General features: G+C 63.7%; 27 protein-coding genes and 1 riboswitch. Of the genes, 19 read left to right on the top strand and 8 right to left on the bottom strand.

Going from position 1 to position 26,986, the window contains the following annotated elements:
* Positions 1 to 117 precede the first annotated feature (117 nt).
* Complete coding sequence (locus N430_RS19685) at positions 118 to 702, top strand: YajG family lipoprotein (RefSeq protein ID WP_054887481.1); 585 nt, start codon at positions 118 to 120, stop codon at positions 700 to 702.
* A gap of 70 nt (positions 703 to 772) precedes the next feature.
* Here N430_RS19685 and N430_RS19690 read toward each other — a convergent pair whose 3' ends face one another.
* Complete coding sequence (locus N430_RS19690; RefSeq protein ID WP_060484531.1) at positions 773 to 979, bottom strand: hypothetical protein; 207 nt, start codon at positions 977 to 979, stop codon at positions 773 to 775.
* 160 nt (positions 980 to 1,139) lie between these two features.
* On the opposite strand from N430_RS19690, the gene N430_RS19695 reads away from it, so the two are divergent.
* The gene (locus N430_RS19695; RefSeq protein WP_110638429.1) at positions 1,140 to 1,400 is read left to right on the top strand and encodes a hypothetical protein; all 261 of its coding nucleotides are present in this window, start codon (positions 1,140 to 1,142) and stop codon (positions 1,398 to 1,400) included.
* Between the two features lie 37 nt (positions 1,401 to 1,437).
* Here N430_RS19695 and N430_RS19700 read toward each other — a convergent pair whose 3' ends face one another.
* Complete coding sequence (locus N430_RS19700) at positions 1,438 to 2,607, bottom strand: 1-acyl-sn-glycerol-3-phosphate acyltransferase (RefSeq protein ID WP_165837368.1); 1,170 nt, start codon at positions 2,605 to 2,607, stop codon at positions 1,438 to 1,440.
* A gap of 123 nt (positions 2,608 to 2,730) precedes the next feature.
* On the opposite strand from N430_RS19700, the gene N430_RS19705 reads away from it, so the two are divergent.
* The 4 genes from N430_RS19705 to N430_RS19720 all read left to right on the top strand — a co-directional run bounded on the left by N430_RS19705 (position 2,731) and on the right by N430_RS19720 (position 4,704).
* Entirely contained in the window at positions 2,731 to 2,913 is a 183-nt protein-coding gene (locus tag N430_RS19705; protein WP_110638431.1) for a CPXCG motif-containing cysteine-rich protein, read from the top strand.
* Positions 2,913 to 3,173 carry a putative signal transducing protein gene (locus N430_RS19710; RefSeq protein WP_110638432.1) on the top strand — a complete coding sequence of 87 codons (261 nt, stop codon included), beginning with the start codon at positions 2,913 to 2,915 and terminating at the stop codon, positions 3,171 to 3,173. The genes N430_RS19705 and N430_RS19710 overlap by 1 nt, the downstream gene beginning before the upstream one ends.
* A gap of 15 nt (positions 3,174 to 3,188) precedes the next feature.
* Positions 3,189 to 3,809 carry an SOS response-associated peptidase gene (locus N430_RS19715; protein ID WP_110638433.1) on the top strand — a complete coding sequence of 207 codons (621 nt, stop codon included), beginning with the start codon at positions 3,189 to 3,191 and terminating at the stop codon, positions 3,807 to 3,809.
* A gap of 79 nt (positions 3,810 to 3,888) precedes the next feature.
* Positions 3,889 to 4,704 carry a M48 family metallopeptidase gene (locus tag N430_RS19720; protein ID WP_103445691.1) on the top strand — a complete coding sequence of 272 codons (816 nt, stop codon included), beginning with the start codon at positions 3,889 to 3,891 and terminating at the stop codon, positions 4,702 to 4,704.
* A gap of 38 nt (positions 4,705 to 4,742) precedes the next feature.
* On the opposite strand, the gene N430_RS19725 is transcribed toward N430_RS19720, so the two are convergent.
* From N430_RS19725 to N430_RS19735, 3 genes are all read right to left on the bottom strand, one after another.
* Positions 4,743 to 5,324 carry a TMEM165/GDT1 family protein gene (locus N430_RS19725; RefSeq protein ID WP_178083401.1) on the bottom strand — a complete coding sequence of 194 codons (582 nt, stop codon included), beginning with the start codon at positions 5,322 to 5,324 and terminating at the stop codon, positions 4,743 to 4,745.
* 78 nt (positions 5,325 to 5,402) lie between these two features.
* A riboswitch (yybP-ykoY riboswitch) is annotated at positions 5,403 to 5,536 on the bottom strand.
* 39 nt (positions 5,537 to 5,575) lie between these two features.
* The gene (locus N430_RS19730; RefSeq protein WP_110638434.1) at positions 5,576 to 6,574 is read right to left on the bottom strand and encodes a class I SAM-dependent methyltransferase; all 999 of its coding nucleotides are present in this window, start codon (positions 6,572 to 6,574) and stop codon (positions 5,576 to 5,578) included.
* Positions 6,575 to 6,638: 64 nt separating this feature from the next.
* Positions 6,639 to 7,604 carry a 2-hydroxyacid dehydrogenase gene (locus N430_RS19735; RefSeq protein ID WP_110638435.1) on the bottom strand — a complete coding sequence of 322 codons (966 nt, stop codon included), beginning with the start codon at positions 7,602 to 7,604 and terminating at the stop codon, positions 6,639 to 6,641.
* A 163-nt stretch (positions 7,605 to 7,767) separates the two neighbouring features.
* Here N430_RS19735 and N430_RS19740 point away from each other — a divergent pair, with 163 nt between their 5' ends.
* The 10 genes from N430_RS19740 to N430_RS19795 all read left to right on the top strand — a co-directional run bounded on the left by N430_RS19740 (position 7,768) and on the right by N430_RS19795 (position 20,818).
* On the top strand, positions 7,768 to 9,450 hold the full coding sequence (locus N430_RS19740) for a fatty acid--CoA ligase (RefSeq protein ID WP_110638503.1): 1,683 nt from the start codon (positions 7,768 to 7,770) through the stop codon (positions 9,448 to 9,450).
* A 329-nt stretch (positions 9,451 to 9,779) separates the two neighbouring features.
* On the top strand, positions 9,780 to 11,699 hold the full coding sequence (locus N430_RS19750; protein ID WP_110638436.1) for a DUF1302 domain-containing protein: 1,920 nt from the start codon (positions 9,780 to 9,782) through the stop codon (positions 11,697 to 11,699).
* Between the two features lie 25 nt (positions 11,700 to 11,724).
* Positions 11,725 to 13,089, top strand: coding sequence for a DUF1329 domain-containing protein (locus N430_RS19755; protein WP_110638437.1), 1,365 nt, complete (start codon positions 11,725 to 11,727; stop codon positions 13,087 to 13,089).
* Positions 13,090 to 13,341: 252 nt separating this feature from the next.
* A complete protein-coding gene (locus tag N430_RS19765) occupies positions 13,342 to 16,059 on the top strand; it encodes a LuxR C-terminal-related transcriptional regulator (protein WP_110638439.1) in 2,718 nt (905 codons plus the stop codon).
* A gap of 175 nt (positions 16,060 to 16,234) precedes the next feature.
* Positions 16,235 to 17,842, top strand: coding sequence for a tetratricopeptide repeat-containing response regulator (locus N430_RS19770; protein WP_110638504.1), 1,608 nt, complete (start codon positions 16,235 to 16,237; stop codon positions 17,840 to 17,842).
* Positions 17,839 to 18,531: a sensor histidine kinase KdpD gene (locus tag N430_RS19775; RefSeq protein WP_110638440.1), complete on the top strand. Its 693-nt coding sequence runs from the start codon at positions 17,839 to 17,841 to the stop codon at positions 18,529 to 18,531. Before N430_RS19770 ends, N430_RS19775 begins: the two co-directional genes overlap by 4 nt.
* A gap of 168 nt (positions 18,532 to 18,699) precedes the next feature.
* Positions 18,700 to 18,978: an AbrB/MazE/SpoVT family DNA-binding domain-containing protein gene (locus tag N430_RS19780; protein WP_110638441.1), complete on the top strand. Its 279-nt coding sequence runs from the start codon at positions 18,700 to 18,702 to the stop codon at positions 18,976 to 18,978.
* Positions 18,975 to 19,322 (top strand): type II toxin-antitoxin system ChpB family toxin, encoded by a 348-nt coding sequence (locus tag N430_RS19785; RefSeq protein WP_110638442.1) that lies wholly within the window; start codon positions 18,975 to 18,977, stop codon positions 19,320 to 19,322. Before N430_RS19780 ends, N430_RS19785 begins: the two co-directional genes overlap by 4 nt.
* 19 nt (positions 19,323 to 19,341) lie before the next feature.
* A complete protein-coding gene (locus N430_RS19790) occupies positions 19,342 to 19,983 on the top strand; it encodes an MBL fold metallo-hydrolase (protein ID WP_110638443.1) in 642 nt (213 codons plus the stop codon).
* A gap of 109 nt (positions 19,984 to 20,092) precedes the next feature.
* Positions 20,093 to 20,818, top strand: a complete 726-nt coding sequence (locus N430_RS19795; protein WP_110638444.1) for an OmpA family protein — start codon at positions 20,093 to 20,095, stop codon at positions 20,816 to 20,818.
* A 59-nt stretch (positions 20,819 to 20,877) separates the two neighbouring features.
* Here N430_RS19795 and pta read toward each other — a convergent pair whose 3' ends face one another.
* A complete protein-coding gene (pta, locus tag N430_RS19800) occupies positions 20,878 to 22,965 on the bottom strand; it encodes a phosphate acetyltransferase (protein WP_110638445.1) in 2,088 nt (695 codons plus the stop codon).
* Between the two features lie 31 nt (positions 22,966 to 22,996).
* Positions 22,997 to 23,299, bottom strand: coding sequence for a DUF3565 domain-containing protein (locus N430_RS19805; RefSeq protein ID WP_110638446.1), 303 nt, complete (start codon positions 23,297 to 23,299; stop codon positions 22,997 to 22,999).
* On the opposite strand from N430_RS19805, the gene N430_RS19810 reads away from it, so the two are divergent.
* The 3 genes from N430_RS19810 to N430_RS19820 all read left to right on the top strand — a co-directional run bounded on the left by N430_RS19810 (position 23,298) and on the right by N430_RS19820 (position 25,640).
* Positions 23,298 to 23,783, top strand: coding sequence for a peptidylprolyl isomerase (locus tag N430_RS19810; protein ID WP_027918346.1), 486 nt, complete (start codon positions 23,298 to 23,300; stop codon positions 23,781 to 23,783). The genes N430_RS19805 and N430_RS19810 overlap by 2 nt on opposite strands.
* Positions 23,784 to 23,929: 146 nt before the next feature.
* A complete protein-coding gene (locus N430_RS19815; RefSeq protein ID WP_110638447.1) occupies positions 23,930 to 24,412 on the top strand; it encodes a glutathione peroxidase in 483 nt (160 codons plus the stop codon).
* Positions 24,413 to 24,536: 124 nt separating this feature from the next.
* Entirely contained in the window at positions 24,537 to 25,640 is a 1,104-nt protein-coding gene (locus N430_RS19820; RefSeq protein WP_110638448.1) for an NADH:flavin oxidoreductase, read from the top strand.
* On the opposite strand, the gene N430_RS19825 is transcribed toward N430_RS19820, so the two are convergent.
* Positions 25,609 to 26,823, bottom strand: coding sequence for a glycosyltransferase family 1 protein (locus N430_RS19825; RefSeq protein WP_110638449.1), 1,215 nt, complete (start codon positions 26,821 to 26,823; stop codon positions 25,609 to 25,611). The two genes, N430_RS19820 and N430_RS19825, sit on opposite strands and share 32 nt — an antisense overlap.
* Positions 26,824 to 26,986 lie beyond the last annotated feature (163 nt).

The following is a 26,986-nucleotide window of genomic DNA, read 5'->3' on the forward strand; positions in this document are numbered from 1 at the left end:
GCGCAAGGATAAGGGCGCGGCCATGAAACGATTGTGACAAGCGGGGCGGACCGATGACTGGTCTGTGCCTGGCTGGGTATACTGTGGGCCTTTGCCGTATTTTCTGGAGAAACGCGCATGTTGCAACGTCTGTTGTTCGGTTTGATTGCCGTGGCCAGCCTCAGCCTGGTCGGTTGTGCCCACAGTCCGCAACAACTCAGCCCGCAACCCACGCTCAAGGCTCAGCTCGCACCGGTCGGCCACGGCCAGCCGGTGGTGGTCAAGGTGGTCGACGGGCGTGCTTCGCAGTCCCTGGGCACCCGTGGTGGCATGTACCCTGAAACCAGCACCATCAGCGTCAGTGGCAATGATGTGGTGCCCAAGCTGCAGGCCCAGGCCGAAGCCGCCGTGCGCCTGCTCGGTTTCACCCCGACGCCGAACGCCTACAACGCGCCGCAGCTGACCGTGACCCTGGCTGAACTGAAGTACCAGTCGCCGAAGGACAACCTGTACGTGACTGAAGCCACCATCGGTGCCACCTTCCGTGCCGACGTGCAGAATGCCAGCCGCCGTTACAGCGGCCGCTACGGTGCTTCGCTGGATCAGCGCTTCGGCATGGCGCCGAACCAGGATACCAACACCCAGCTGGTCGGCGATGTGCTGAGCGATGCGCTGACCCGCCTGTTCAAGGACCCGACCATCGGTCAGGTGCTGGGCGAATAAGCCTTACGCTGCAATCGAAAAACCCGCTACCTGAGTGTCAGGTAGCGGGTTTTTTGTTGCCTGTACCGACCTAGGCGGCTTCTATGTGGAAGTCCAGCAAGCTGACGCCGGTACTGGCATCCACCTCGGGCAGGTCCTCGTGCACATGCCCACCCAGCGCGCAGTAGACCAGCCACTGGCGGTCCTGGACATTGATGGCGAAACCATCGATCAACGCCTGCTGCTCATCGCTCTGAGCCACGAGATAGAGACGGTCCTGGTTTTCGGCGTGCAGCATCAACAAGCTCCGGTACGGGAAAAGGCCGATAGAGTGGCCTGCCCTGATGACGAGCATGTGACAGATGAAATCAAGTGACACTTTGTCGCCAAGACCGGGCGGGCGGGTCGGACTTCGGTAGAATGCCGGGCTTCGCTGTGGCTATGACCGAGGTTGCGTGATGTCGTTGCAAGTGCTCTGGGGCTTTCTTTCCGCCCACCCTACCAAGCTGATCAATCTGCTGGCGCTGTTGCTGACCTGCCCTGGCGGGTTGCTGCTGCAGAGTGCGCGGCGGCGTGAGGCGATCAGCCGTGAGAGCCTGGCGGTGGAAGAGGGGCCGGTGGATGCCTTCGACCAGCGCGTGCCGCGCTACTACTACATCCTCGGCTTTTCCTGCCTGGCCATGGCGCTGCTGCTGTCCTGGTTCAGCACCTGGATCTGAAGCGCCTGGGGCCGCATTGCGGCCCCAGGAAGATTGATCAGGCGACAGGCGCCTGCTGCTTGACCTGATACTGGTTGCGCACCGGCGTCGCATACTGCAACACCAGGTACGGCCGCTGCTCCTCGGGGCAGGCATCCAGGCGGCGCTGCCATTCTTCCCTGGCCTTGGCCAGCTCTTCGGCCGGGAACACCTTCTCGGCGCTCGGCACCTGCAGTGCCTCGTCCTTCTCGCTCCACATCGCATAGGCCAGGTAATGCACCGGGAACAGGCGATAGCCGCCGAGGATCTGCCGGTCGGTTTCCTGTGCCAGCTGCTTGGTGTCCTCGTAGTACTCGGTCACCGGCGGGGCGAAGTGGATGTGCACCCGGCCTTTGTAGCCGGTGATGCCCTTGGCGATGCTGTTGTCGTCCTCGCCCGGTGCCTTCTTGTAGGTGCCGGTGGTGGCGCGGATGTACAGCTCGCGAGCCTTGGCCAGGTCGCAAGGGTCGTACTCGTAGCTGATCGACACCGGGATCAGGTTCAGGCTCTGGATCACCGCGCCGAACGGCTCGTCCTTGCGGCTCATGTGGAACATCTTGAGGATCGCCGAATCGGTCCGGTCGTCACCGTCCTTGGCGCGGCCTTCGGCCTGGGCGATCCAGATCGACGCGCCGTCATTGCGGATCGAGTGGTTGATGTAGGCCGAGAGCAGCTGGTAGGCCGCGAGTTTTTCGCGGCGGCCGCTGATCGAGCGGTGCACGATGAAGCTCTTGTTCAGGCGCATCATGTCGCTGACGAACGGCTTCTGCAGCAGGTTGTCGCCGATGGCGATGCGCGGCGTCGGCAGGCCGGCGTGGTACACCGCGTAGTTGACGAATGCCGGGTCCATGACGATGTCGCGGTGGTTGGCCAGGAACAGATAGGCCGTGCCTGACTTGAGTTGCTCGACGCCGGAATAGGTGACGCCGTCGGTGGCGCGTTCGATGGTCTGGTCGACGTAGTATTCGACTTTGTCCTGCAAGGTCGATACGCAGGTGACGCCGGCGAACTCCTTGCGCAGGCGGCGGGCGATCAGCGGCTTGAGCAGCCAGCCGAGGGCACCAGCGGCGCGCGGGAATTTGAAGTGGGTGAGGATATCGAGGAATGCCGGGTCGCTGAGCAGGCGTGCCAGAACGGCAGGGACCTCAGCATCGTCGTACGGTCGGATGGCATCGAATTCGCCCATCATGCTCTCTTGTTGGAAACGGCTAGGGTAATAAGGTAAGGGGTGGGGCCCGAAAAACGGCTCGTGCACACGCAAGCCCTGTAAACAGACCGGCAATTATACGCACAAGTCACCCCGGAGGCCGCGATGCTCGAAGTAGCGATCTACGATTGCCCTTATTGTGGTGAAGAAGTTGAAACGACAGTGGACCTGTCCGGCGGCGACCAGGAGTACATCGAGGACTGCCAGGTGTGCTGCAAGCCTATCCGCTTCGTGCTGCAGGTTCATGGCGACGAATGGATGCTGGATGTCTACGGTGAGAACGACTGATGCGGCGGATCTACGAACCGGAAAACCTGCTGGAAGCCGAAATGCTGCTGGGCATGCTCGTCAGCGAGGGCATCGAAGTGCACCTGGTCGGCCGCGACCTCATCGGCGCTGCCGGTGAGTTGCCGTTGCAGGGGCTGCTTGGGCTCGCGGTGCCCGACCAACAGGCCGAGTACGCACGGCAACTGATCGATGCGTACAATGGTGCCGAGCCGCTTGCCGGCGACGAGCCGGAGAGTCATCCCGGTACCTTGATCTGCTAGGTTCTGAAATCGCCCATGTGTGGACGTTACGCCCTGTTTCGCTGGCCCCAGGCGCTGGCCAGTCTGCCGGGCTTCCCTGCCGGCCAGCCGGCCCAATGGAATATCTCGCCCGGTGCTTCGGTACTGATCCAGCGCCAGCTCGACGGCCAGCAGCAACTGGCCAAGGCGCGCTGGGGGCTGACGCCTGCCTGGCTCACCGACCTCTCCCGCACCCCCGCCCATGCCCGCGCCGAGACCTTGGCCGAGCAGCCGATGTTCCGCGAAGCGTTTCGCCTGCGCCGTTGCCTGATGCCGGCCAACGGTTTCTATGAGTGGCGCGGCACAGTGCGCAAACGGCCTTACTGGCTGACGCCAGGGCAGGGCGCATCGCTGTATTTTGCTGCCGTGTGGGAGGCCTACCCGGTGCAGGACCAGGTGTGGTTGAGCTGCGCGGTGGTGACCCAGGCCGCGATGAATCAGCGCCGGCCGCTGATTCTCGACGAAGCCGGCCAGGCCGCCTGGCTGGACCCGGACACGCCGTTGCCGCGCTTGCACGAGTTGCTCGCCAGCCCGCCGGCAACACTGCGCGAGCGGGCCCTGGCAAACTTCGTCAATGACCCGAAACTGGACGCGCCGGAGTGCCTGACTCCCGCTTAGGTAAAATCTTCCCTGCGGCTATGGCGGGCTACGGGCGACTCAGCCTAGGATACGGCGCATGTAAAAAGGGAGTGTTTTCATGCGTAAGTCTTTTGTCGTCAGCCTGTTGAGTGCTGGCATCTTGCTAGCCGGCTGCCAGGCGGTGAATACCACCAGCGGCGGTGCTGTCGGCGTCGAGCGCCAGCAGTACATGTTCAGCATGCTCTCGACCGATGAGGTCAACCAGATGTACGCCCAGTCGTACCAGCAGACCCTCGGCGAGGCGTCGAGCAAGGGCGTGCTGGACAAGTCCAGTGCCGATGCCAAGCGGGTGCAGGCCATCGCCAGCCGGCTGATCGCCCAGGCGCCCAAGTTCCGCCCCGATGCCGCGCAATGGAACTGGGAAGTCAACGTCATCAAGAGCGATGAGCTCAATGCCAACTGCGGGCCGGGTGGCAAGATCATCGTGTACACCGGGTTGATCGACCAGCTCAAGCTCACCGATGCGGAAATCGCCGCAGTGGTTGGCCACGAAATCGCCCACGCCTTGCGTGAACACAGCCGTGAAGCGATGTCCAAGGCCTACGGCGTGCAGATGGCGCGCCAGGGCGCAGGTGCATTGCTTGGCCTTGGCCAGGACAGCATGGCGCTGGCCGACGCCGTGGTGAACTACTCCATGACCCTGCCCAACAGCCGCGCCAACGAGAACGAAGCCGACCTGATTGGCCTGGAGCTGTCGGCGCGTGCCGGTTATGACCCGAATGCCGCGATCACCTTGTGGAACAAGATGAGCAAGGCTTCGGAAGGCGCGCCGCCTGAGTTCATGAGCACTCACCCGGCGTCCAGCAGCCGGATCGCCTCGTTGCAGGCGGCGATTCCGAAGGTGATGCCGCTGTACGAAGCGGCCAAACAGTAAAACCGATTGGGGCCGCAAAGCGGCCCCAGTTTTTTAGGTCAACCCACCCAGCCACTGGTCTTCATCGCCGAGTACACGGCCACGATCGCCAGCACGAAGAACGCGGTCGCTGCCAGGCGACGAATCAGCGTCAGTGGCAGTTTCTCCGCCGCGAAGTTGCCCGCCAGCACCACCGGCACGTTGGCAATCAGCATGCCCAGGGTAGTCCCGAGGATAACCAGGATCAGGTGTGGATATTGGGCAGCCAGCATCACCGTGGCGACCTGGGTCTTGTCACCGATTTCGGCCAGGAAGAAGGCGATCAGCGTGGTCAGGAACGGGCCGAAGCGGCGGGCCGGGTTCTCGTCATCGTCCATCTTGTCCGGTACCAGGGTCCACAGCGCGGTGGCGGTGAAGCTGGCGGCAAGCACCCAGTGCAACACCGACTCGGTGAAGAAACTGCCGACCCAGGCACCCACGGCACCGGCCGCGGCATGGTTGGCCAAGGTGGCGGCAATGATGCCGGCGATGATTGGCCAAGGCTTGCGGAAGCGTGCGGCGAGGATGAGCGCGAGCAATTGCGTCTTGTCGCCGATTTCGGCCAAGGCAACGATTGCGGTGGGGACCAACAGAGATTCCAGCATCAGGATTCCTACGGGGGCGGGTCGACACGGCTATGACACGTACAGCCTTCCCGCCCCGGGTAAGGTGTGCGTGTCATAGGTCTTGTCAAACCGAGGACCTGTCTGCGCAGGTCGCTGGGTCGCACGCGCCATGGCCTGTGGGCCAAGTATGTTGACGCGTACCGGGCGAGCAGGGCGCTCGCGGGAGACTACTCCCCTAGGACGGTGCGGATTCTGCCTAGCCGAAACCGTTTCGGCAAGCCCTGTTTTTATCCGCGTGTGGCGCGATAGATGCGGAAGCCTTCGGCCTCGGCGCAGGTCTGGCAATTGCCCAGGGCACCTTCGATCAGTGGCTGATAGCGCAGGAAGCTATTCGCCACAAGGCGCATTTCGCCACCTTTTCGCAGATGTTGGCCGGATTTTTTCAGCAGGTTTTCCGATGCCTGGTAATTGGTGTGCACCCCGGTGTGAAACGGTGGGTTGCTCAGGATCAGGCTCAGGTCGGTGGGCGCGGCATCAATACCATCGCCGCTGATGACTTCGCCTTCCAGGCTGTTGGCTGCAAGGGTCAGGCGGCTGGCTGCCACGGCGAAGGCATCGACATCCAGCAGGGTGACCTGGCTCTGTGGATAACGACGCTTGACCGTGGCACCGAGCACGCCAGCGCCGCAGCCGAAGTCGAGCACATGGCCGACCGGCAGGTTGTCCAGATGCTTGAGCAGCAGGGCGGTGCCACGGTCGAGGCGGCCATGGCTGAACACCCCCGGCAGGCTCACTACCTGCAGTGGGCCATCTTCGAGCTCGAGCGTGAAGCGCTCGGCCAGGCTCTCCAGCGGTTTTGCTTGCGGGGCGTTGTCCACGGTCACCTGCCACAGCTGGCAATGCCGCGCGCTGTCGAGCTTGCGCGGCTTGCCGAAAGCTTGCAGCTGTTTGGCCGCGCCTTCGATGCCGCCACGCTTTTCGCCCACCAGGTACAGCTCGCGGCCCGCCAAGCGGGAAGCCAGGGCATTGAGCAGGTAGGCCGCCAGCTCGCGGGACTTGGGCAGGAACAGCACGGCCGTCTCGAATTCGACCGGCGGCACATCGACGCCGTAATGGCTGCGTCCGCTGAAGCGGCTGTCGAGCATGGCCTGATCACCGGCATGCCAGGTCCAGCCATGGGCCTGGGGCAGTTGCCCGAGCAGGCCGTCGGCGGGGGCGCCGGCGAGTAGCAGCGGGCCCTGGAACAGCTCTGCCTGGCGGAGCAACACTTCACTGCGCGGGTCCATGGACGACGCCTCCTGAAAAAAGTGGCGCAGTGTAGCAGAGGCGGGCGCGGGACTGAGCTGGCGCTCAGCTGACCACGCGGCGTGGCTGGCCTTCGAAGAAAGCCTTGGCGTTTTCGCTGAGCTGGCCGACGATGCGCTGGCGCGACTCCACCGCGCCCCAGGCGCTGTGCGGAGTGATCAGCAGGCGTGGGATGCCCTTCTCCAGTAGCGGGTTGCCATTGACCGGCGGCTCGACGCTCAGCACATCGGTGGCCGCGCCGCCCAGGTGGCCGTTGCGCAAGGCGTCGGCCAGGGCCTGCTCGTCGATCAGGCCGCCACGGGCGGTGTTGACCACCAGTGCGCCTTTTTTCAGCAGCGCCAGTTCGTGGGCGCCGATCATGTGCCGGGTGTGCTCGTTGAGCGGGCAGTGCAGGGTCAATGCGTCAACCTGCGGCAGCAGCTCGTCCAGCGCCAGGCGATCGTCACGGGCCGGGCGGCCAGGGATCTGCCCGCTCAGCACGCGCATGCCGAAGGCTTCGGCCAGCCGCGCCACTGCGCCACCCAGCTCGCCATGGCCGAGCAGGCCGAGGGTCTTGCCTTCCAGTTCGACGATCGGGAAATCCAGCAGGCAGAACTGGCTGGCCTTGGCCCACTCGCCGTCGGCCACCGCCTGGTTGTAGTCGCACAGGCGCGTGGCCAGGGCCAGCAGCAGGGCGATGGTGTGCTGGGCCACCGATGGCGTGCCATAGCCCTGGCAGTTGCAGACGGTGATGCCCTGGGCGCGGGCGGCTGCCAGGTCGACATTGTTGGTGCCGGTGGCGGCCACCAGGATCAGCTTCAGCTGTGGGTTGGCGGCCAGCGTGGCGGCATCGAGCATGACCTTGTTGCTGACCACCGCGACAGCGCCCTGCAGGCGTTCGGCGACCTGCTCCGGGCGAGTGGCAGCAAACAGCTCGAATTCGTCGAACTGCTGCTGCAACGGCGACAGGTCGAGGTCGCCAAGGTCCAGGGATTGGTGATCGAGAAACACGGCGCGGCGCAAGCTGGGCATCAGGGGAAGCTCCGGAGGCAGGGCAGGGGTAGATCCATCACCCCGCACAATGCCACTCATACCTCGCGCCGCCAAATCATTCCTTCGGCTGATTTGACCGTCACATTGAGCTACTACAGTAGATCCAGACTTGTCCGGCATGCTTTTCAGAAAAGGGATCACCATGTTGCAGACCCGCATCATCAAGCCCGCCGAGGGCGCCTATAACTTCCCTCTGTTGATCAAGCGCCTGCTGATGTCTGGCAGCCGCTACGAGAAGACCCGCGAGATCGTCTATCGCGACCAGCTGCGCCTGACTTATCCACAGCTCAACGAGCGTATCGCCCGCCTCGCCAACGTGCTGACCGAAGCCGGGGTCAAGGCCGGTGACACGGTGGCGGTGATGGACTGGGACAGCCACCGTTACCTGGAATGCATGTTCGCCATCCCGATGATCGGCGCGGTGGTGCACACCATCAACGTGCGCCTGTCGCCCGAGCAGATCCTCTACACCATGAACCACGCCGAAGACCGCTTCGTACTGGTCAACAGCGATTTTGTCGGCCTCTACCAGGCCATTGCCGGGCAACTGACCACGGTCGACAAGACCTTGCTGATCACCGATGGCCCGGACAAGACCGCCGACCTGCCGAACCTGGTCGGCGAATACGAGCAACTGCTCGCGGCCGCCAGCCCGCGCTACGACTTCCCGGATTTCGACGAGAACTCGGTGGCCACCACCTTCTACACCACCGGCACCACGGGCAACCCCAAGGGCGTCTACTTCACCCACCGCCAGCTGGTGCTACATACCCTGGCCGAAGCGGCGGTGACCGGCAGCATCGACAGCGTGCGTTTGCTCGGCAGCAATGATGTGTACATGCCCATCACGCCGATGTTCCACGTGCATGCCTGGGGCATTCCTTACGCGGCCACCATGCTCGGCATGAAGCAGGTCTACCCGGGCCGTTACGAACCAGACATGCTGGTCAAGTTGTGGCGCGAAGAGAAAGTCACCTTCTCGCACTGCGTGCCGACCATCCTGCAGATGCTGCTCAACTGCCCGAACGCCCAAGGCCAGGACTTTGGCGGCTGGAAGATCATCATCGGCGGCAGCGCCCTTAACAGCTCGCTGTACAAGGCCGCGCTGGCCCGCGGCATCCAGTTGACCGCCGCTTACGGCATGTCCGAAACCTGCCCGCTGATTTCTGCCGCGCACCTGAATGACGAGCTGCAGGCGGGCAGCGAGGATGAACGCGTTACCTACCGCATCCAGGCCGGCGTGCCGGTGCCGTTGGTGGAAGCGGCGATCATCGATGGCGAGGGCAACTTCCTGCCGGCCGACGGCGAGACCCAGGGCGAACTGGTGCTGCGCGCGCCGTGGCTGACCATGGGTTACTTCAAGGAGCCGGAAAAGAGCGAGGAGCTGTGGCACGGCGGCTGGCTGCACACCGGCGACGTCGCCACCCTCGACGGCATGGGTTACATCGATATTCGCGACCGCATCAAGGACGTGATCAAGACCGGCGGCGAGTGGATCTCTTCGCTCGACCTCGAGGACCTGATCAGCCGTCATCCGGCCGTGCGCGAAGTGGCGGTGGTCGGGGTGGCCGACCCGCAATGGGGCGAGCGTCCGTTCGCCCTGCTGGTGGTACGTGACGACAAGTCGATCGACGCCAAGGCGCTCAAGGAGCATCTCAAGCCTTTTGTCGAGGAAGGGCACATCAACAAGTGGGCCATTCCGAGCCAGATCGCCGTTGTTACTGAAATTCCCAAGACCAGTGTCGGCAAGATCGACAAGAAGCGTATCCGCCAGGACATCGTCCAGTGGCAGGCCAGTAACAGCGCCTTCCTGTCTACCTTGTAACCCCGCTGCGGGTCGTGCACGACGGTTTGCGACCCGCATGCTAGACGGCTTGAGGCCTTGCCAAACGAAAAAAATCGGCCATGCTTCAGCACGGCCGATGCGCTACCTGGGAAACACCGGGGCGATTTGGCAGCGGGTGCGCAAATCACACTTTAGAGGGATCAAGCACCTGAGCCTGCTGGCTATAGTCGGGGCCAGGGGATCTTCAGGAATGGGGGAGAGCGGTACGCGCAAGACGTGCCGCTGCAGGGCAAACCTGCACACCGGTCGCTCGGGCCGTTTCTGAAAGGACTCACTGCCATAACAATAAAGTACATGGAGTAGCGTCGATGAAATCTGCAAATCCGTTCTGGCGCCGGGCCAAGCTGCCCCTGGCCGTCAGCCTTGCTTCCACGCTCGCAAGTCCTGCTTTCGCTGTCAGTTTCAACATTGGTGAAATCGAAGGCCAGTTCGACTCGTCGCTCTCCGTCGGCGCCAGCTGGTCCACTGCCAATCCCAACCAGAACCTGATTGGTGCCAACAACGGCGGCAAGGGCCTGTCGCAGACCTCTGACGACGGCCACCTGAACTTCAAGAAGGGCGAGACCTTCTCGAAGATCTTCAAAGGCATCCATGACCTTGAACTGAAGTACGGCGACACCGGTGTGTTCGTACGTGGCAAGTACTGGTACGACTTCGAGCTGAAAGACGAAAACCGCGAATTCAAGGATATCAGCGACTCCAACCGCAAGGAAGGCGCCAAGTCGGCAGGTTCGGAACTGCTCGATGCCTTCGTCTACCACAACTACGCGATCGGCGATCAGCCGGGCTCGGTGCGCCTGGGCAAGCAGGTGGTGAGCTGGGGCGAAAGTACCTTCATCGGCGGCGGCATCAACGCGATCAACCCGATCGACGTTTCGGCGTTTCGTCGCCCGGGTGCCGAGATCAAGGAAGGCCTGATCCCGGTCAACATGTTCTACGTGTCGCAAAGCCTTACCGACAACCTGTCGGCCGAAGGCTTCTACCAGATCGAGTGGGACCAGACGGTTGTCGACAACTGCGGCACGTTCTTCTCCCAGCCCGACGTGATCGCCGATGGTTGCAACAACAACCTGGCGGTGCTCGCCACGAAAAACTCGCTGACCAGCCGCCTTGGGCCGCTGGCGACCCCGGTAAACAACACCCTGGCCGCTCGCGGCGTGACCTACGGCAACCCAGACGAAGGGGTGATCGTGCGTCGCGGCGCGGATCGCGATGCGCGCGACAGCGGGCAGTTCGGTGTCGCCCTGCGCTACATGTTCGAGCCGCTCAACACCGAGTTTGGTGGCTACTTCATGAACTATCACAGCCGTGCGCCCATTTTCAGTGGTCGCGGCGCAGACGCCCAGTTCTACAGCACCACCGGCCTGGCCGGCGCGCTGGTCAGGGCGGGGGTACCGGCTGGCGCGTTGGCCAATCTGCTGCCGAGCCTGATGCCGCTGCAGGTTGCAGGCAACTCCAGCTACTACGTCGAATATCCGGAAGACATCCGCCTGTATGGCCTGAGCTTCTCGACCACGCTGCCCACCGGCACCGCCTGGAGCGGGGAAATCAGCTACCGGCCGAATGCCCCGGTGCAGCTCAATACCACCGATATCCTCTACTCGGGCCTGACCCCGCTCAACCCCAACGTGTCCGTACTGCAAGGCACTCCGGGTGCCGACCAGCCGGGCTACCGCCGCAAGGAAATCACCCAGCTGCAGACCACGTTCACCCACTTCTTCGACCAGGTGATGGGCGCGGAGCGGCTGACCATGGTCGGCGAAGTCGGCTGGACCCACGTCGGCGGTCTGGAAAGCACTTCCAAGGCGCGTTACGGGCGTGACCCGGTGTTCGGCCCGGGCCCGTTGCCCAATGGCCAATGTGAGGCGCTCAACACCAGCACCCTGGGTACCTCCAATGCCAACAACGTGTCGCGCTACTGCGAAAACGACGGTTACACCACCGCCGATTCCTGGGGTTACCGCGTCCGTGCGATCTGGGACTACAACAACGTCCTTGCCGGGGTGAACCTGCGCCCGAGCGTAGCCTGGTCCCATGACGTCGATGGTTATTCGCCAGGCCCGGGCGGCAACTTCGAGGAAGGGCGCAAGGCGATCAGCCTGGGCCTGGACGCGGAGTATCAGCAGACCTATACCGCCAGCCTGTCGTACACCACCTTCTTCGACGGCAAGTACAGCACTGTGGATGATCGCGACTTCGTCGCCCTCAGCTTCGGCGTGAACTTCTAAGAACACTGATCCAGGACGACACGAGATGAACAAGACCAGAAGTCTGTTGCAAGCCGGTGTACTGGGCCTGTCCCTGCTGGCGACCAGCGTCATGGCTGCGGTTTCCGCCGATGAGGCGGCAAAACTTGGCAGCACCCTGACCCCGATGGGTGCGGAAAAGGCCGGCAACGCCGACGGCTCGATCGGCCCGTGGGAGCCGCTGTCGAAGACTGCAGGCAGCGTCGATGCCAAGGGTTTCCTGTCTGACCCGTACGGCAGCGACAAGCCGCTGTTCACCATCACCGCGCAGAATGCCGATCAGTACAAGGACAAGCTCTCGCCGGGCCAGCTGGCGATGCTCAAGCGTTACCCGGATACCTTCAAGATCCCGGTCTACAAGACCCACCGTGGCTCCACGGTGCCTGACGATGTGTTCGCCGCGATCAAGAAGAACGCTACCGCGACCACTCTGGTCGAAGGCGGCAACGGCCTGAACAACTTCCAGACTGCCGTGCCTTTCCCGATCCCGAAAAGCGGCCTGGAAGTGATCTGGAACCACATCACCCGCTACCGCGGCGGCAGCGTCACCCGCCTGGTCACCCAGGCCACGCCGCAGCAGAACGGGTCGTACAGCCTGGTGTACTTCCAGGACCAGTTCGTGTTCCGCGACCGGATGAAGGACTACGACCCGAACAACCCGGGCAACATCCTGTTCTACTTCAAGCAGGAGGTGACTGCTCCGGCACGCCTGGCCGGTACCGTGCTGCTGGTTCACGAGACCCTCGACCAGGTCAAGGAACCGCGCAAGGCATGGATCTACAACGCCGGCCAGCGCCGTGTGCGCCAGGCCCCACAGGTGTCGTACGACGGCCCGGGTACCGCCGCCGATGGCCTGCGTACCTCGGACAACCTGGACATGTACAACGGCGCGCCGGACCGCTACGACTGGAAGCTCGAGGGCAAGAAGGAGCTGTACATCGCCTCCAACGCCTTCAAGCTGGATGACCCGAAGCTCAAGTACGCCGACATCCTCAAGGCCGGGCACATCAACCAGGACCTGTCTCGCTACGAGCTGCGCCGCGTCTGGCACGTGGTCGCGACGCTGAAGCCGGGCCAGCGGCACATCTACGCCAAGCGTGACTTCTACATCGACGAAGATACCTGGCAAGCTGCGGTGATCGACCAGTATGACGGCCGCGGCCAGCTGTGGCGCGTGTCCGAGGCCCATGCCCAGCCGTACTACAACGTGCAGGTGCCGTGGTACACCCTTGAAGCCATCTACGACCTGCAGTCGGGCCGCTACCTGGCCCTGGGCATGAAGAACGAAGAGAAGCGTGCCTACGACTTCGGCTTCAGTGCCAGCAAGGCCGATTTCCAGCCAGCCGCCCTGCGCCAGTCGGGTATCCGCTAAGCTGAAAACCTGCAACTCCGTGTGACCCTCCCAGAACGCCCCGGCTTGCCGGGGCGTTTCTGTATGGCCTGCCGATAAGGCCGATGAATACCTCGCCAAAGCCCCGCGCCAGCCACTGTCCATCAGCCATGTTGCTTTTTGTCGCAGTCTTTTCCGGGGCAATGGTGCCCATCGTCTTCAAATGCGTTGCATTACCCGCTAGTCTCGCAAGCATCCGTACCGCCGTAGTCTTCCCAACAGAACGAGCCGGCCATGACAGATCTGTCCCGTACGCATGGATTCGCCAGCCAGGCCCTGGGCCTGCTGGACGGGCGCTTCTTCCGGCCGCCACAGCCGGACGGCCACGTGCCGCGTGCTCGTCTGTGCCAACGCTTGCAGGGCGGCCTTGGCGGGCGCTTGTTGTTGGTCAACGCCCCCGCCGGCTTTGGCAAAAGCTCCCTGGCCATCGAATTCTGCGAATCCCTGCCCAGCCATTGGCGCAGCCTCTGGCTCGGCCTGAGCCAACGGGATGCCGACCCCGGCCGTTTCCTCGAGCGCCTGCTCGAAGGGCTGCAGCAGTACTGCCCGGCACTGGGCGGCCAGGCCATGGGGCTGCTGAAGATGCGCCAGCGCCACCAACCCTTTGCGTTCGAAGAGTGGATCGACAGCTTGCTCGACGAGTTGGCGCTCTACCTCCAGGCCGATACGCCTTTGCTGCTGGTGCTGGACGACTACCACCTGGCCCAGGGGCCGGTACTCGATCGCTGCCTGCAGTTCTTCCTCAATCACTTGCCCGCTGGCCTGGTCCTGCTGGTGACCAGCCGCCAGCGCCCGGACTGGCACCTGGCGCGGCTGCGCCTGTCACGGCAACTGGTCGAGCTTGGCGAGCAGGATCTGCGCCTGACAGCGGACGAATCTCTGGCAGTGATTGGCCGCCAGCCCACGGGGCTGCGGGGTCAGGCGCTGGACAACCTGATCCAACGCAGTGATGGCTGGGTGGCCGGGCTGCGCTTCTGGCAGTTGGCTGCCAGCGAGGTCGGTGACGAACATGCCTTGCCCCAGGCCCTGCACGGCGGTGAAGGGCTGATCCGTGACTACCTGTTGGAAGAAGTCATCGTGATGCTGCCAGCGGATGTGCAGGCGTTCCTGTTCGACACGGCCTGCCAGGAGCGCTTCTGCGCGGCGCTGTGCGATGCCCTGCGTGAACGTCACGACAGTGAGGCGATCCTGCGTTATTTGCAGGCGCACCAGGTGTTTCTGGTGCCGCTGGACGAGCATGGCCAATGGTATCGCTATCATCACCTGTTCTCTGACTTGCTGCGCAGCCGCCAGTCCAGCGAACCGCTGGCACGCCTGCACCTGCGCGCCTGCCGCTGGTTCCAGGCCCAGGGGCTGCTCGACGAGGCGGTGGAACAGGCGTTACGTGCCGGCCACCTCGACGTTGCCGCCGACCTGGTGCAGAGCCTGTCCGAGGAGCAACTGCTGGCCGAACAGAACGTCGGCATGCTATTGCGCTGGAAGATGGACCTGCCCGACAGCCTGCTGATCAGCACGCCGCGGTTGATCGTGCTGTACAGCTGGGCACTTGGCCTGGCCTGCCAGCTGGATGCCGCTGAGGAACTGGCCGGTTACCTCAGTCGCTTCCTGCCTGCGCCTTCAGCCACGGCTCAGAAGTCGATGCTGGCGCAGTGGCTGGCCCTGAGCGGGGTCATCGCCCGCGGTCGGGGGGACCGCGAACGAACCCTGGCCTATTGCGGTGAAGCGCTGCAGAGCCTGCCGAGCAAGCGCTATGGGCAACGCCTGGTGTGCCTGTCGACGCTGTCCAACCTGGCCATCGCCGACGGCGACTTCTGGCGTGCCCGTGGCTGGAACCGCGAAGCGCTGGAGCTGGCGCAGCGTGTCGGCAATCCGTTGTTCGAGGCGCTGGCGCATTACGATCGTGCGCGGGTGCTGCATGCCCGCGGCGAGGTGCTGCGGGCGCTGGATGAAGTGCGCCAAGGCTTGCAGCGCCTGCAGGGGCTGTCGGCCCAGCGGCTGTACGCGGTACGGGCGCGGCTGACCCTGTACGAGGGCTACCTGCTGGTGGCGCGCCTGCAACCCGCGCAAGGGCGCGCGCGTTTGCGCGCAGGGCTTGGCGAGGCGCGCGCCTGCCGTGACATCAGCGTGCTGATCGGCCATTGCGTGATTGCTTCGCTCGATGGCCGTGAGGGCCAGTATGCCGAGGCGTTCGCCGAACTGGCCGAGGCGGAGCGGCTGATGCACATCTGGGATGTGCCACCGATCTTCTACCTGGCCATGATCACCCTGGTGAAGTGCGAGCTGTGGCTCGCGCAGGGGCGTATCGACCTGGCCGAGTCCTGGTTGCTGCGCCTGGGGCAGACCTACGGCGGCGAGCACCCTGCGGCGGCCCCAGAGTTTCACCCTTTGCTGCCATTGCATATCGAACTGCAGCAGGCCCTGCTTGAGCGCGTGCAGCAGCGCAGCGAAGACGCCGTGGCGCGTCTGTGCGCGTTGGCCGAACGCGGGCAGGCAAGCGGCGGCATGATGCTCACTCTGCACGCACTGTCGCAATGGGTCGACCTGCTGTTGAGCGAAGGTCGTGAAACACAGGCAGCGCAGCTGTTACCCATGGCGTTGAGCGCAGCCCGGGGCGGGGTGGTGCAGCCCTTCCAGCGACTGATCGAATTGCACCCTTCCTGGCTGCGTGAGCAACTCCTCGCGCAACCAGCCTGCCAGGCCCAGGCCGAACTGCTGGCGCGTCTGCCAGAGCCTGTGGCACTTACAGGCAGTGCCACTGAGGCGTTGAGTGGTCGCGAGCTGGCGGTGCTCGAGTTGATCGCCCAGGGCTGCTCCAACCAGCAGATCAGTGAGCGGCTGTTCATCTCCCTGCATACCGTCAAGACCCATGCCAGCCATATCAACAGCAAGCTGGGGGTGGAGCGTCGCACCCAGGCAGTGGCCCGGGCCAAGTCGCTGGGCTTGCTGGCCTGATGCTGGCCGCAAGGGGGATGGCACGTTAAAATGATGGCGCAAGGCCATTATGCGTAACGCTGGTGAGCGTGCTGCATTCACCACCCTCATCTTTCCTGACCGCCTGCCGATACAGGTTTCGGCGGTATGCATCGCCTCGCGCCATCCACCCATCTTCCCAATACAGGTCGTGTTGATGCTGCAGTACGGGCAAAAGAGCTTTCTGATCGTCGACGACTTCACTGACTTTCGCACGTCGACCCGTTCCATGCTGCGTGAACTCGGCGTGCGCGATGTGGACACCGCGGACAGCGGTGAGCAGGCCCTGCGCATGTGCGGGCAGAAGCGCTACGACTATATCCTCCAGGACTTCCACCTCGGTGACGGCAAGAAGAACGGCCAGCAGGTCCTCGAGGACCTGATCCTCGACAAGCTGATCAGCCATGAATGCGTGTTCATCATGGTCACGGCCGAGAGCAGCCAGGCCATCGTGCTCAGTGCCCTGGAGCACGAGCCTGATGCCTACCTGACCAAGCCGTTCAACCGCGTGGGCCTGGCCCAGCGCCTGGACAAGCTGACCCAGCGCAAGACCCTGCTCAAGCCGATTCTGCAAGCGCTCGACCGTGGCCGCCCGGCCGAAGTGCTGGCGGCGTGTGCCGAGCTGTGCAAGAAGGACCCGCGTTTTGCGCCGTTGTGCCTGCGCTATCGCGCCGACGCGCTGCGTGACCTCAACCGCTTCGATGAACTGGAGAAGTTTCTCAAGAGCATCCTCGCCAGCCGCCCGCAACCTTGGGTGTATTCGGCACTCGGCAGCCTGATGCACAAGCGCGGGCAGAACGCCCAGGCCCAGGGTGTCTACGAGCAGGCACTCAAGGCATTTCCGATCATGCCCGGGCTGTACGATGGCATGGCCGAAGTGCTGGTCGCTCAAGGCGAAACCAAGCGTGCCCAGGGCATGCTCGAAGAAGCGGTACGCTTGTCGCCCCTGGCAGTGCGCCGACAGGCCGCCCTGGGCAAGCTGGCGTTGGATAACGAAGACTTCGAGAGCGCCTCCAAGGCCTTCCGCCATGCGGTGAACCAGGGCCAGAGTTCGCGCTACAAGGATGCCGAAAGCAACCTTGGGCTGGTCCAGGCATTGATGAGCAAGAACGCAGGCTTCGGCCTGGATGCCCGCGCCCGGGTCGAGATCAACACCGTGCTCAGCGAAGTGGCCAAGGACAACCTCGAAGACCAGGGCCTGCAAGTGCGTGCCCGGCTGATGAAAGCCGCCAGCCTGCAGCAGGCGGGCGACCCCGAGACCGCCGCCAAGCTCACCGAGCAGGCCATGCAGCGGCTGGAGAAGATGGACCAGTTCTTCTCGGTCGAGGCCGCCTTGACCGTGGCCAGGCAACTGCAGTCGCTGGGCCAGGACGCGGCTGGCGGCAGCATCCTCAAAGGTTGCGTGGAAACCTACGGCGACGATCCCAAAGTCATGCAGAGCGTGGCCAAACTGACTGACGACCCGGCCGTACTGGGCGCGGTCACCGAAGCAGTCGACCTCAACCGCCAGGGCGTGCGCAGCTACCAGGCCGGGCAACTCAACGAAGCCTTGCAGATGTTCCGCAAGGCCCTTTCGCTGCAGCCTAAGAACATCAGTATCGCGCTCAACACGGCGCAAGCCCTGTTGCGCATCGGTGGCGAGGTGACACCGCCGGCGATCCAGCAGGAATGCCGCGACTGCCTGACCCGCGTGGCCGGTATCCCGACCAGCGACAGCCGCTACGACCGGTACCGCAAACTGCACATCAAGGTTTTCGGCGCATGAGTCAGGATAACCAGGGGCTGGATTTTTCCACGGTGATCGCCTCCACCGTGCATGACCTGAAGAACTCGCTGTCGGCGCTGATCCAGTCCCATGACCAGTGGCTGGCGCGGCTGCCTGAAGAATGGCGCAGCGGTACCGAGCAGGGCGTGATCGAGCATGAGTTCCGTCATCTCAACGGCATGCTGGTGCAGTTGCTGGGGCTGTACAAACTGGGGGTGAACCAGCTGCCGGTATGCCCGGACTACCACGAGCTGGATGACTTCATCGAGGCGCAACTGGCGGCCCACCAGGAAGTGCTGCAGCACAACGATATCCTCGCCACCTGGCGTGTCGAGACCGACAACCCGTTGGGCTTTTTCGACCGCGAACTGGTGGCCTCGGTGATCGCCAACGTGATCACCAACGCCACGCGCTATGCCGGCCATGCGCTGCTGATCAGCATCGGCGAGGAAGACGAACACCTGGTCATCAGCGTCAACGACGACGGCCCGGGTTACCCGGCGCGGATGCTCGAGCGCCAGCAGGATTACGTGCAGGGTATCGACTCGCAGAGCGGCAGCACCGGGCTCGGGCTGTATTTCGCGGCGCGGATTGCGGCATTGCATGAGCGAAACGGCGTGCGTGGGCGGATCGAGATTGCCAACGGCGGGGCGCTTGGGGGCGGGTTGTTCAGGTTGTATTTGCCATGAGTAGTTTGCTTCGAATGTAGGGTGCTGTTCAGGCTTGCGGGCTATTTCCCAAGGTCTAGTAGGAAAAATCCTAGTCGTGTTATCGGCTCTGTTTTCCATGGCGGCTGAGTGGCAGTGTAGATACGAGGTTTCTACATTTCACTTGCAATCGTCAGGAGGGTTTCTACTATGTATCTACCTTGGGAGATACTCATGCAAATCAAGATTCAGCAATGGGGCAACAGTGCGGCTATCCGTTTGCCGGCCACTGTGCTCAAGCAGATGCGCCTTGGCGTTGGCTCGACATTGAGCCTGGATGCAGCAGGGGAGACTCTGGTACTCAAGCCCATCAGGCCCAGGCCGAAATACACCCTTGAAGAATTGATGGCGCAATGTGATCTGAACGCGCCAGAACCTGAAGATATGGCTGAGTGGAACGCAATGCGCCCAGTGGGGCGTGAGGTGTGAAGCGGGTCAAGTTCGCCAGGGGCGACATTGTTCGGGTTAATCTGGACCCTACCGTTGGACGAGAACAGCAAGGTAGCGGGCGTCCAGCACTTGTGCTCACGCCAGCGGCCTTCAATGCGTCCGGTCTGGCTGCCATTGTGCCAATTTCTCAAGGTGGTGACTTTGCCAGGCACGCAGGCTTTGCGGTTACGCTCAGTGGTGCAGGCACGCTGACGCAAGGTGTGTTGCTCTGCAATCAGATACGCACGGTGGACCTCGACGCCAGAGGTGCCAAGCGTGTCGAGTCGGCCCCTGAAGTTGTAATTCTCGATGCATTGGCACGCATTCAAACCCTGTTCGAATAACCGGTTGCTGAATCTACTCATGGAAAAAGCAATAGCGCTGATCCGCGAAACCTTCCCCGTAGGCCCCCTGCAGTGCAACTGCACCCTGATCGGCGACCCGGTCAGCAAGAAGGCCATCGTCGTCGACCCAGGCGGTGACCCGGACAAGATCCTCGCCCGCCTGCAGGCCCATGGCCTGACGCTGGTGAGCATCATCCACACCCACGCGCACTTCGACCATTTCCTCGCTTCGGGCAAGCTCAAGGAGCTCACCGGCGCTACCTTGCACCTGCACAAGCAGGACCAGCCGCTGTGGGACAACCTGGAAATGCAATGCCAGATGTTCGGCGTGCCCTATACCCCGGTGCCGTCGCCAGACCGTTGGCTGGGTGATGACGAGGAGCTCGCCTGCGGTTGTGGCGTGGCCCTGCACACGCCTGGGCACACGCCAGGCTCGATGAGTTTCTGGTTCGCCGATGCCAAGCTGCTGATCGCCGGTGACACCCTGTTCCGTCGCGGCATCGGCCGTACCGACCTGTGGGGCGGTGACCAGCGCACCATCGTTCGCTCGATCAAGGAGCGGCTGTATCGCCTGGACGAGGACGCTATCGTGGTCACTGGCCATGGGCCGGATACGCGCCTCGGCGACGAGATGCGCGAGAACCCGTTCGTGCGGGCTTGAGCCTGGATGAAAAGCCTTTCATGGAATTTTTCCGTATCCTAGGGATCTATGCCTGGCATAGATCCCTTTGTGATCTGCCGAACACACGAATTTTTGTAGGAGCTTGTCCATGTTCACCATGCGTCGTCTGATTATCGTCGCAACCGTTGCAGCCCTGATGACCGGCTGCGCCGGGCAGAATCCTTATGACAGCCAAGGCCAGGCTCAGGGCGAGTCCTCGGGCATGAGCAAGACCGCCAAGTACGGCGGCCTGGGCGCGCTGGCCGGTGCCATTGCCGGTGCCGCCATCGACCACAACAACCGTGGCAAGGGTGCACTGATCGGCGCCGCCGCAGTCGGTGCAGCCGCTGCTGGTTACGGCTACTACGCTGACAAGCAGGAAGCCGAACTGCGCGCGAAAATGGCCAACACGGGCGTTGAAGTTCAGCGCCAGGGCGACCAGATCAAGCTGATCATGCCGGGCAACATCACCTTCGCCACCGACTCGGCCAATATTTCGCCGAGCTTCTACAACCCGCTGAACAACCTGGCCAACTCGTTCAAGTCGTTCAACCAGAACACCATTGAAGTGGTGGGCTTCACCGACAGCACCGGCAGCCGCCAGCACAACATGGACCTGTCGCAGCGCCGCGCTCAGGCAGTCAGCACCTACCTGACCTCGCAGGGCGTGGATGCTTCGCGTGTCACGGTACGTGGCATGGGCCCGGACCAGCCGATCGCCAGCAACGCCGACGCCAATGGCCGCGCACAGAACCGACGCGTAGAGGTCAACCTGAAGCCTATTCCGGGTCAGCAGTATGACCAGCAGCAGGGCCAGGTTCAGCAGTACCCGTAAGCCGTTCAGCACGGCGCAATGAGAAAGGGCAGGCCGGTAACGGCCTGCCCTTTTTCATTTCAGCGGATGCTGCTGGCCTGAATCGCCGTCAAGGCGATGGTATGGACGATATCGTCCACCTGCGCCCCTCGCGGCAAGTCGTTCACTGGCTTGCGCAACCCCTGCAGCATCGGCCCCAGGCTGACCCCGTCGGTGCTGCGCTGCACCGCCTTGTGGGTGGTGTTGCCAGTGTTCAGGTCAGGGAACACGAACACCGTCGCCCGCCCGGCCACCTGGCTCTCAGGTGCCAGCTGGCGAGCGACTTGCGGGTTGGCGGCGGCGTCGTACTGTAGCGGCCCGTCGATCAGCAGACCTTGCTCTGCCGCCTGTGCCAGGCGCGTCGCCTCGCGCACCTTCTCCACTTCCTCGTCACTGGCCGAATCGCTTGAGTAGCTGATCATCGCCACCCGTGGCGCGATGCCGAAGGCCTGCGCCGACTCGGCGCTCTGCCGGGCGATCTCGGCCAGTTCGCTGGCGCTGGGGTGCGGGTTCATCACGCAGTCGCCGTACACCAGCACCTGCTCGGGGAACAGCATGAAGAACACCGACGACACCAGGCTGGCACCGGGTGCGGTCTTGATCAGCTGCAGCGCCGGGCGGATGGTGTTGGCGGTGGAGTGCACCAGGCCCGAGACCAGGCCATCGACCTCGTCCAGGGCCAGCATCATGGTGCCGATCACCACAGGGTCTTCCAGTTGTTGCTCGGCCATCGGCGCGTTGAGGTTCTTGCTCTTGCGCAGGTTGACCATCGGCTCGACATAGCGCCCGCGGATCAGCTCGGGGTCGAGAATCTCCAGGTCCGGTGGCAGGGTGATGCCCTGTGCACGGGCCACGGCTTCGACTGCCTCGGGCTTGGCCAACAGCACGCAACGGGCGATGCCACGCGTCTGGCAGATCGCCGCGGCCTGCACCAGCAGCGGCTCGGCGCCTTCCGGCAGGACGATGCGCTTGTTGGCCTGCTGCGCCCGCTGAATCAACTGGTAACGGAATACCGCCGGCGACAGGCGCATTTCCCGTGGCGTGCCGCAGCGCTGATGCAGCCAGGCGGCGTCCAGGTGGCTGGCGACGAAGTCGGTGATGAATTCGGCCCGATCACGGTCATCCACCGGGATTTCGCGGTTCAGCGAGTTGAGCAGGTTGGCGGTGTCGTAGGAGCCGGTGCTTACCGAAAGAATCGGCAGGCCGGCCTGCAGGGCGCCACGGCAAAGACCAAGGATGCGCGCATCAGGCTTGCTGTCGCTGGTCAGCAGCAGGCCGGCCAGGGGCACGCCATTGATGGCCGCCAGGCTTACGGCGAGGATGATGTCGTCGCGATCGCCCGGGGTCACCACCAGGGTCCCCGACGTCAGCAGTGGTACCGTATTGGCCACGGTGCGGGCGCAGATGATGATCTTGTTCATCCGCCGCTGTTCGTAGTCGCCGGCGTTGAGCACCTGGGCACCGAGCAGTTCGGCCACGTCGCGCGTGCGCGGGGCGTTCAGCTCGGGCTGGTAGGGGATGCAGCCGAGCAGGCGGAAGTCGTTGCCGCGCAGCAGTGGCGAGTGCTCGCGCAGGCGGGTGGCGAAGTCGGCCATGCTCTCGTCGGTGCGCACCTTGTTGAGGATCACCCCCAGCACTTTCGGGTCGCGCGGGCCGCCGAACAGCTGGGCCTGCAGTTCGACCCGCCCGGACAGCTCGCTGAGCACTTCGTTTTCCGGGGCGGAAACCAGGATCACTTCGGCATCCAGGCTCTTGGCCAGGTGCAGGTTGACCCGTGCGGCGTAGCTGGCGTGGCGGGTCGGCACCATGCCCTCGACCACCACCACGTCATTACCGACGCAGGCTTGCTGGTACAGGCGGATGATTTCTTCGAGCAACTCGTCCAGCTGGCCATCGCCAAGCATGCGCTCGACATGGGCCAGGCTCAGTGGTACCGGTGGCTTGATGCCGTGGGTACGGGCGACCAGTTCGGTGGAGCGCTCCGGGCCGGTGTCGCCGGGGTGAGGCTGGGCGATCGGCTTGAAAAAGCCGACCTTCAGCCCGGCGCGTTCCAGGGTGCGGACCAGGCCCAGGCTGATGGAGGTCAGGCCGACACCAAAGTCGGTCGGCGCAATGAAAAATGTGTGCATGCGTGCTTCTCGAAATAAGCGGTGCAAGGAATCAACGGCCAAGGGTAGCGCTATCGGCCCCTTGTGCGCACCAGCCGCAAGCGAATGGCTGGCCGATGCGCTCGGCACGCTGTTCGGCGTCGAGCACCCACGGGCGTGCCTGCCACGGTGGCTGGTGACGCAGGTGCTGGGTGTGGCCGCAGGACAGCTCGACCACCCACTGGCCTTCTTCGTCCTGGTGGAAGCCGGTGATCCGACTGATGGGTCGCCCCTCGTCCGCGCTGCGGTCGCAATCGGGCGATGCCTTGGTTACACTTGTCAGTTCTACATACTTTTGCAAAAGGTCTTGCCCCATGCTGATCGCCGCCAACAAGGCTGTCTCCATCGACTATACCCTGACCAACGACGCCGGGGAGACCATCGACAGCTCCGCCGGCGGTGCGCCGCTGGTTTACCTGCACGGTGCCGCCAACATCATCCCAGGCCTGGAAAAAGCCCTGGAAGGCAAGCAAGCCGGTGACGAGCTGGAAGTTGCCATCGAGCCGGAAGACGCCTACGGCGAATACCTGGCCGAGCTGGTCAGCACCCTGAACCGCAGCCTGTTCGAAGGCGTCGACCAGCTGGAAGTCGGCATGCAGTTCCACGCCTCGGCGCCGGACGGCCAGATGCAGATCGTCACCATCCGCGACATCGACGGCGACGACATCACTGTCGACGGCAACCACCCACTGGCTGGCCAGCGCCTGAACTTCAAGGTCAAGGTTGTCGACGTGCGTGACGCCAGCGAAGAAGAAATCGCTCACCGTCACATCCACGGTGAAGGTGGCCATCACCACTGATTTTCTGCGCTAAGCTCAGAAAGTCGCCAGGCGCTCGGACAAGCCGGCATGCCTCCCCAACGGGAGGTGCGCGGCTTGGAAGAGCGCCTTTTTAGTGGGCGCAATTCGCCCCCAGCGGCAACCGGGAACCTGAGAGGGGATTCATCATGAGTGCATTTCACGACCTGACGTTGAAGGCGCTGAACGGCGAGGACCTGCCCCTGGCTCCGTTCAAGGGCCAGGTGGTGCTGGTGGTCAATGTCGCCTCCAAGTGTGGCCTGACGCCGCAATACGCTTCGCTGGAAAAGCTCCATCAGCAATTCAAGGGCAAGGGTTTCAATGTGCTGGGCCTGCCCTGCAACCAGTTTGCCGGCCAAGAGCCGGGCAGCGAAAAGGAGATTCAGGAGTTCTGCCGCCTCAACTATGGCGTCAGCTTCCCGCTGGGCGCCAAGCTGGAGGTCAATGGCCATGAACGTCACCAGCTCTACCGTTTGCTGGCGGGCGAGGGGGCGGAATTCCCTGGTGACATAACCTGGAACTTCGAGAAGTTCCTGGTGGGCAAGGACGGACGGGTGCTGGCGCGCTTCGCCCCGCGTACCGCGCCGGACGATCCAGCGGTGGTGCAGGCCATCGAAAAAGCCCTGAATTGATCTTCTGCCGGGGCGCGTAGCGGCCCCGGCGATGTACCAGAATCACTCAAATCAATAATGCTGGGCCCAGCCCCTCGCACCCCCTAACCTCAGGCGCATTTCCTACCCCAGATGGAAGCGCCCCATGTCCAGCAACCCCCTGTTCCAGCCCTTCACCCTCGGCGCGCTCGAGCTGCCGACCCGCGTCGTCATGGCGCCCATGACCCGTACCTTCTGCCCGGGTGGCGTGCCGCACGCCGGCGTGGTCGAGTACTACCGCCGACGTGCTGCGGCAGGCGTGGGGCTGATCATCACCGAGGGCACCACGGTCGGGCACAAGGCAGCCAACGGCTACCCCAATGTGCCGCGCTTCCATGGTGAGGATGCCTTGGCCGGCTGGAAGCAGGTGGTCGACGCAGTGCATGCCGAAGGTGGCCGTATCGTGCCGCAGCTGTGGCACGTCGGCACGGTGCGCCGGCTGGGCACCGAGCCGGACGCCAGCGTGCCGGGTTACGGGCCGAGCGAGAAGGTCAAGGACGGCCAGGTGCTGGTGCATGGCATGACCCATGACGACATCCGCGACGTGATTGCCGCCTTTGCCCAGGCGGCCCGCGATGCCAAGGCCATCGGCATGGACGGCGTGGAGATCCATGGCGCCCACGGCTACCTGATCGACCAGTTCTTCTGGGAGGCCAGCAACCGCCGCAGCGACGAATATGGCGGCGACCTGGCCGGCCGCTCGCGCTTCGCCATCGAGCTGATCCAGGCCGTGCGCGCTGCCGTGGGGCCGGACTTCCCGATCATCTTCCGCTTCTCGCAGTGGAAGCAGCAGGACTACAGCGCACGTCTGGTGGAGACGCCGGAAGCACTGGCCGCCTTCCTCGAACCGCTGTCGAAGGCGGGTGTGGATATCTTCCACTGTTCGACCCGGCGCTTCTGGGAGCCCGAGTTCGAAGGTTCCGAGCTGAACCTGGCCGGCTGGACCCGCACGCTCACCGGCAAGCCGACCATCACCGTCGGCAGCGTGGGGCTCGATGGCGAGTTCCTGCAATTCATGGTCGCCACTGACAAGGTGGCCAAGCCGGCCAGCCTGGAAGGCTTGCTGCGCCGTCTGGGCGACGAAGAGTTCGACCTGGTCGCGGTTGGCCGTGCCCTGTTGGTGGATGCCGAATGGGCGCAGAAGGTGCGCGAAGGGCGTGAAGCGGATGTGCTGCCGTTCAGCCGCGAGGCGTTGACGACTCTGGCTTGATCGCCAGCGCGGCGCCTGTCGGTTGGCTGCCGGCAGGTGCCGTGTGGCAAGCGTTGAACAAGTGTGACTCGAATTGCTCGACGATCGCCGGCCAGCCTTGGCGGCTGGCGTGTTGGCGGGCGTTCAGGCGAACCCGGCGCAGGGTTTCGCTTTCTTCCAGCAGCCAGCAGGCGGCATCGATGAATGCGCACTGGTCGCCAGGCATCGCCAGCGCGCCGCTGTGGCCATGGCGGATGTGCTGGGCCGCGGCCGCTTCATCGTAGGCGACCACGGCCAGCCCCGAGGCCATGGCCTCGAGCACCACGTTGCCAAAGGTTTCGGTCAGGCTCGGGAACAGGAACAGGTCGCCGCTGGCGTAGTGCTCCGCCAGCGCTTCGCCGCGCTGGGCGCCGCAGAACACCGCATCCGGCATCTGCTGTTCGAGGGCGGCCCGCTGCGGGCCATCACCCACCACCACCAGGCGCAGGCGTCGCTGTGGATAAGCCTTCTGCAAGGCTTGCAGGCAGGGCTGCAACAGCGTCAGGTTCTTTTCCGCAGCCAGGCGCCCGACGTGCAGCACGGCGATGTCGTCCGCGCCGAGCCCCCAGCTTTCGCGTAACGCCTGGCTGCGTCGGGCCGGGTTGAACAGGCTGGCATCGACGCCCCGGGCCATCAAGGCCAGGCGCTCGAACCCGCGGCGTTCCAGCTCCAGGCGCTGGCTGACGCTGGGCACCAAGGTGGCGGCGGTGCGCCGATGGAACCAGCGCAAGTAATGGGTGAGCAGGCGCGCCAGCAGGCCGAGGCCGTATTGACCAGAGTATTGCGGGAAATTGGTATGAAAGCCGCTGACCACGGCAACCCCCAGGCGCCGCGCGGCGCGCAGGGCGCTGAGGCCCAATGGCCCTTCGGTAGCGATGTACAGCACGTCCGGGCGCTGCCGGCGCCAGCGGCGCAACAGCTTGTGCATCGACACCTCGCCCCACTGCAGGCCGGGGTAGCCGGGCAGTGCCCAGCCACGGCAAAGCAACAGGCCCTGGTCATCGTCCGCAGGTGCTTCGTTGGCTTGCCGTGGGCGAACGATTTCCACCTGGTGGCCACGCTGTCGCAGACCTTCGCTGAGGCGGCCAAGGGTATTGGCCACGCCGTTTATTTCGGGTGGGAAGGTTTCGCTGACAAGGCAGATACGTAGGGCAGGTGTATTCATGACAAAAAGTGTCCACCTGCCGCGTTGCGCTCACATGACAACCTTGTGACGCGCAAGTGACGCTTGATTTCCGGCAGTTTCGCCTGTGTGAATATTTCTTTGCAGGATGCTCAAGCAGCACGCGGCGCAGCCGATGAAGATGCATCCGAATCGGTTTGATGCG

The sequence above is a fragment of the Pseudomonas sp. CC120222-01a genome, from assembly GCF_003097235.1.
Classification (GTDB): Bacteria; Pseudomonadota; Gammaproteobacteria; order Pseudomonadales; family Pseudomonadaceae; genus Aquipseudomonas.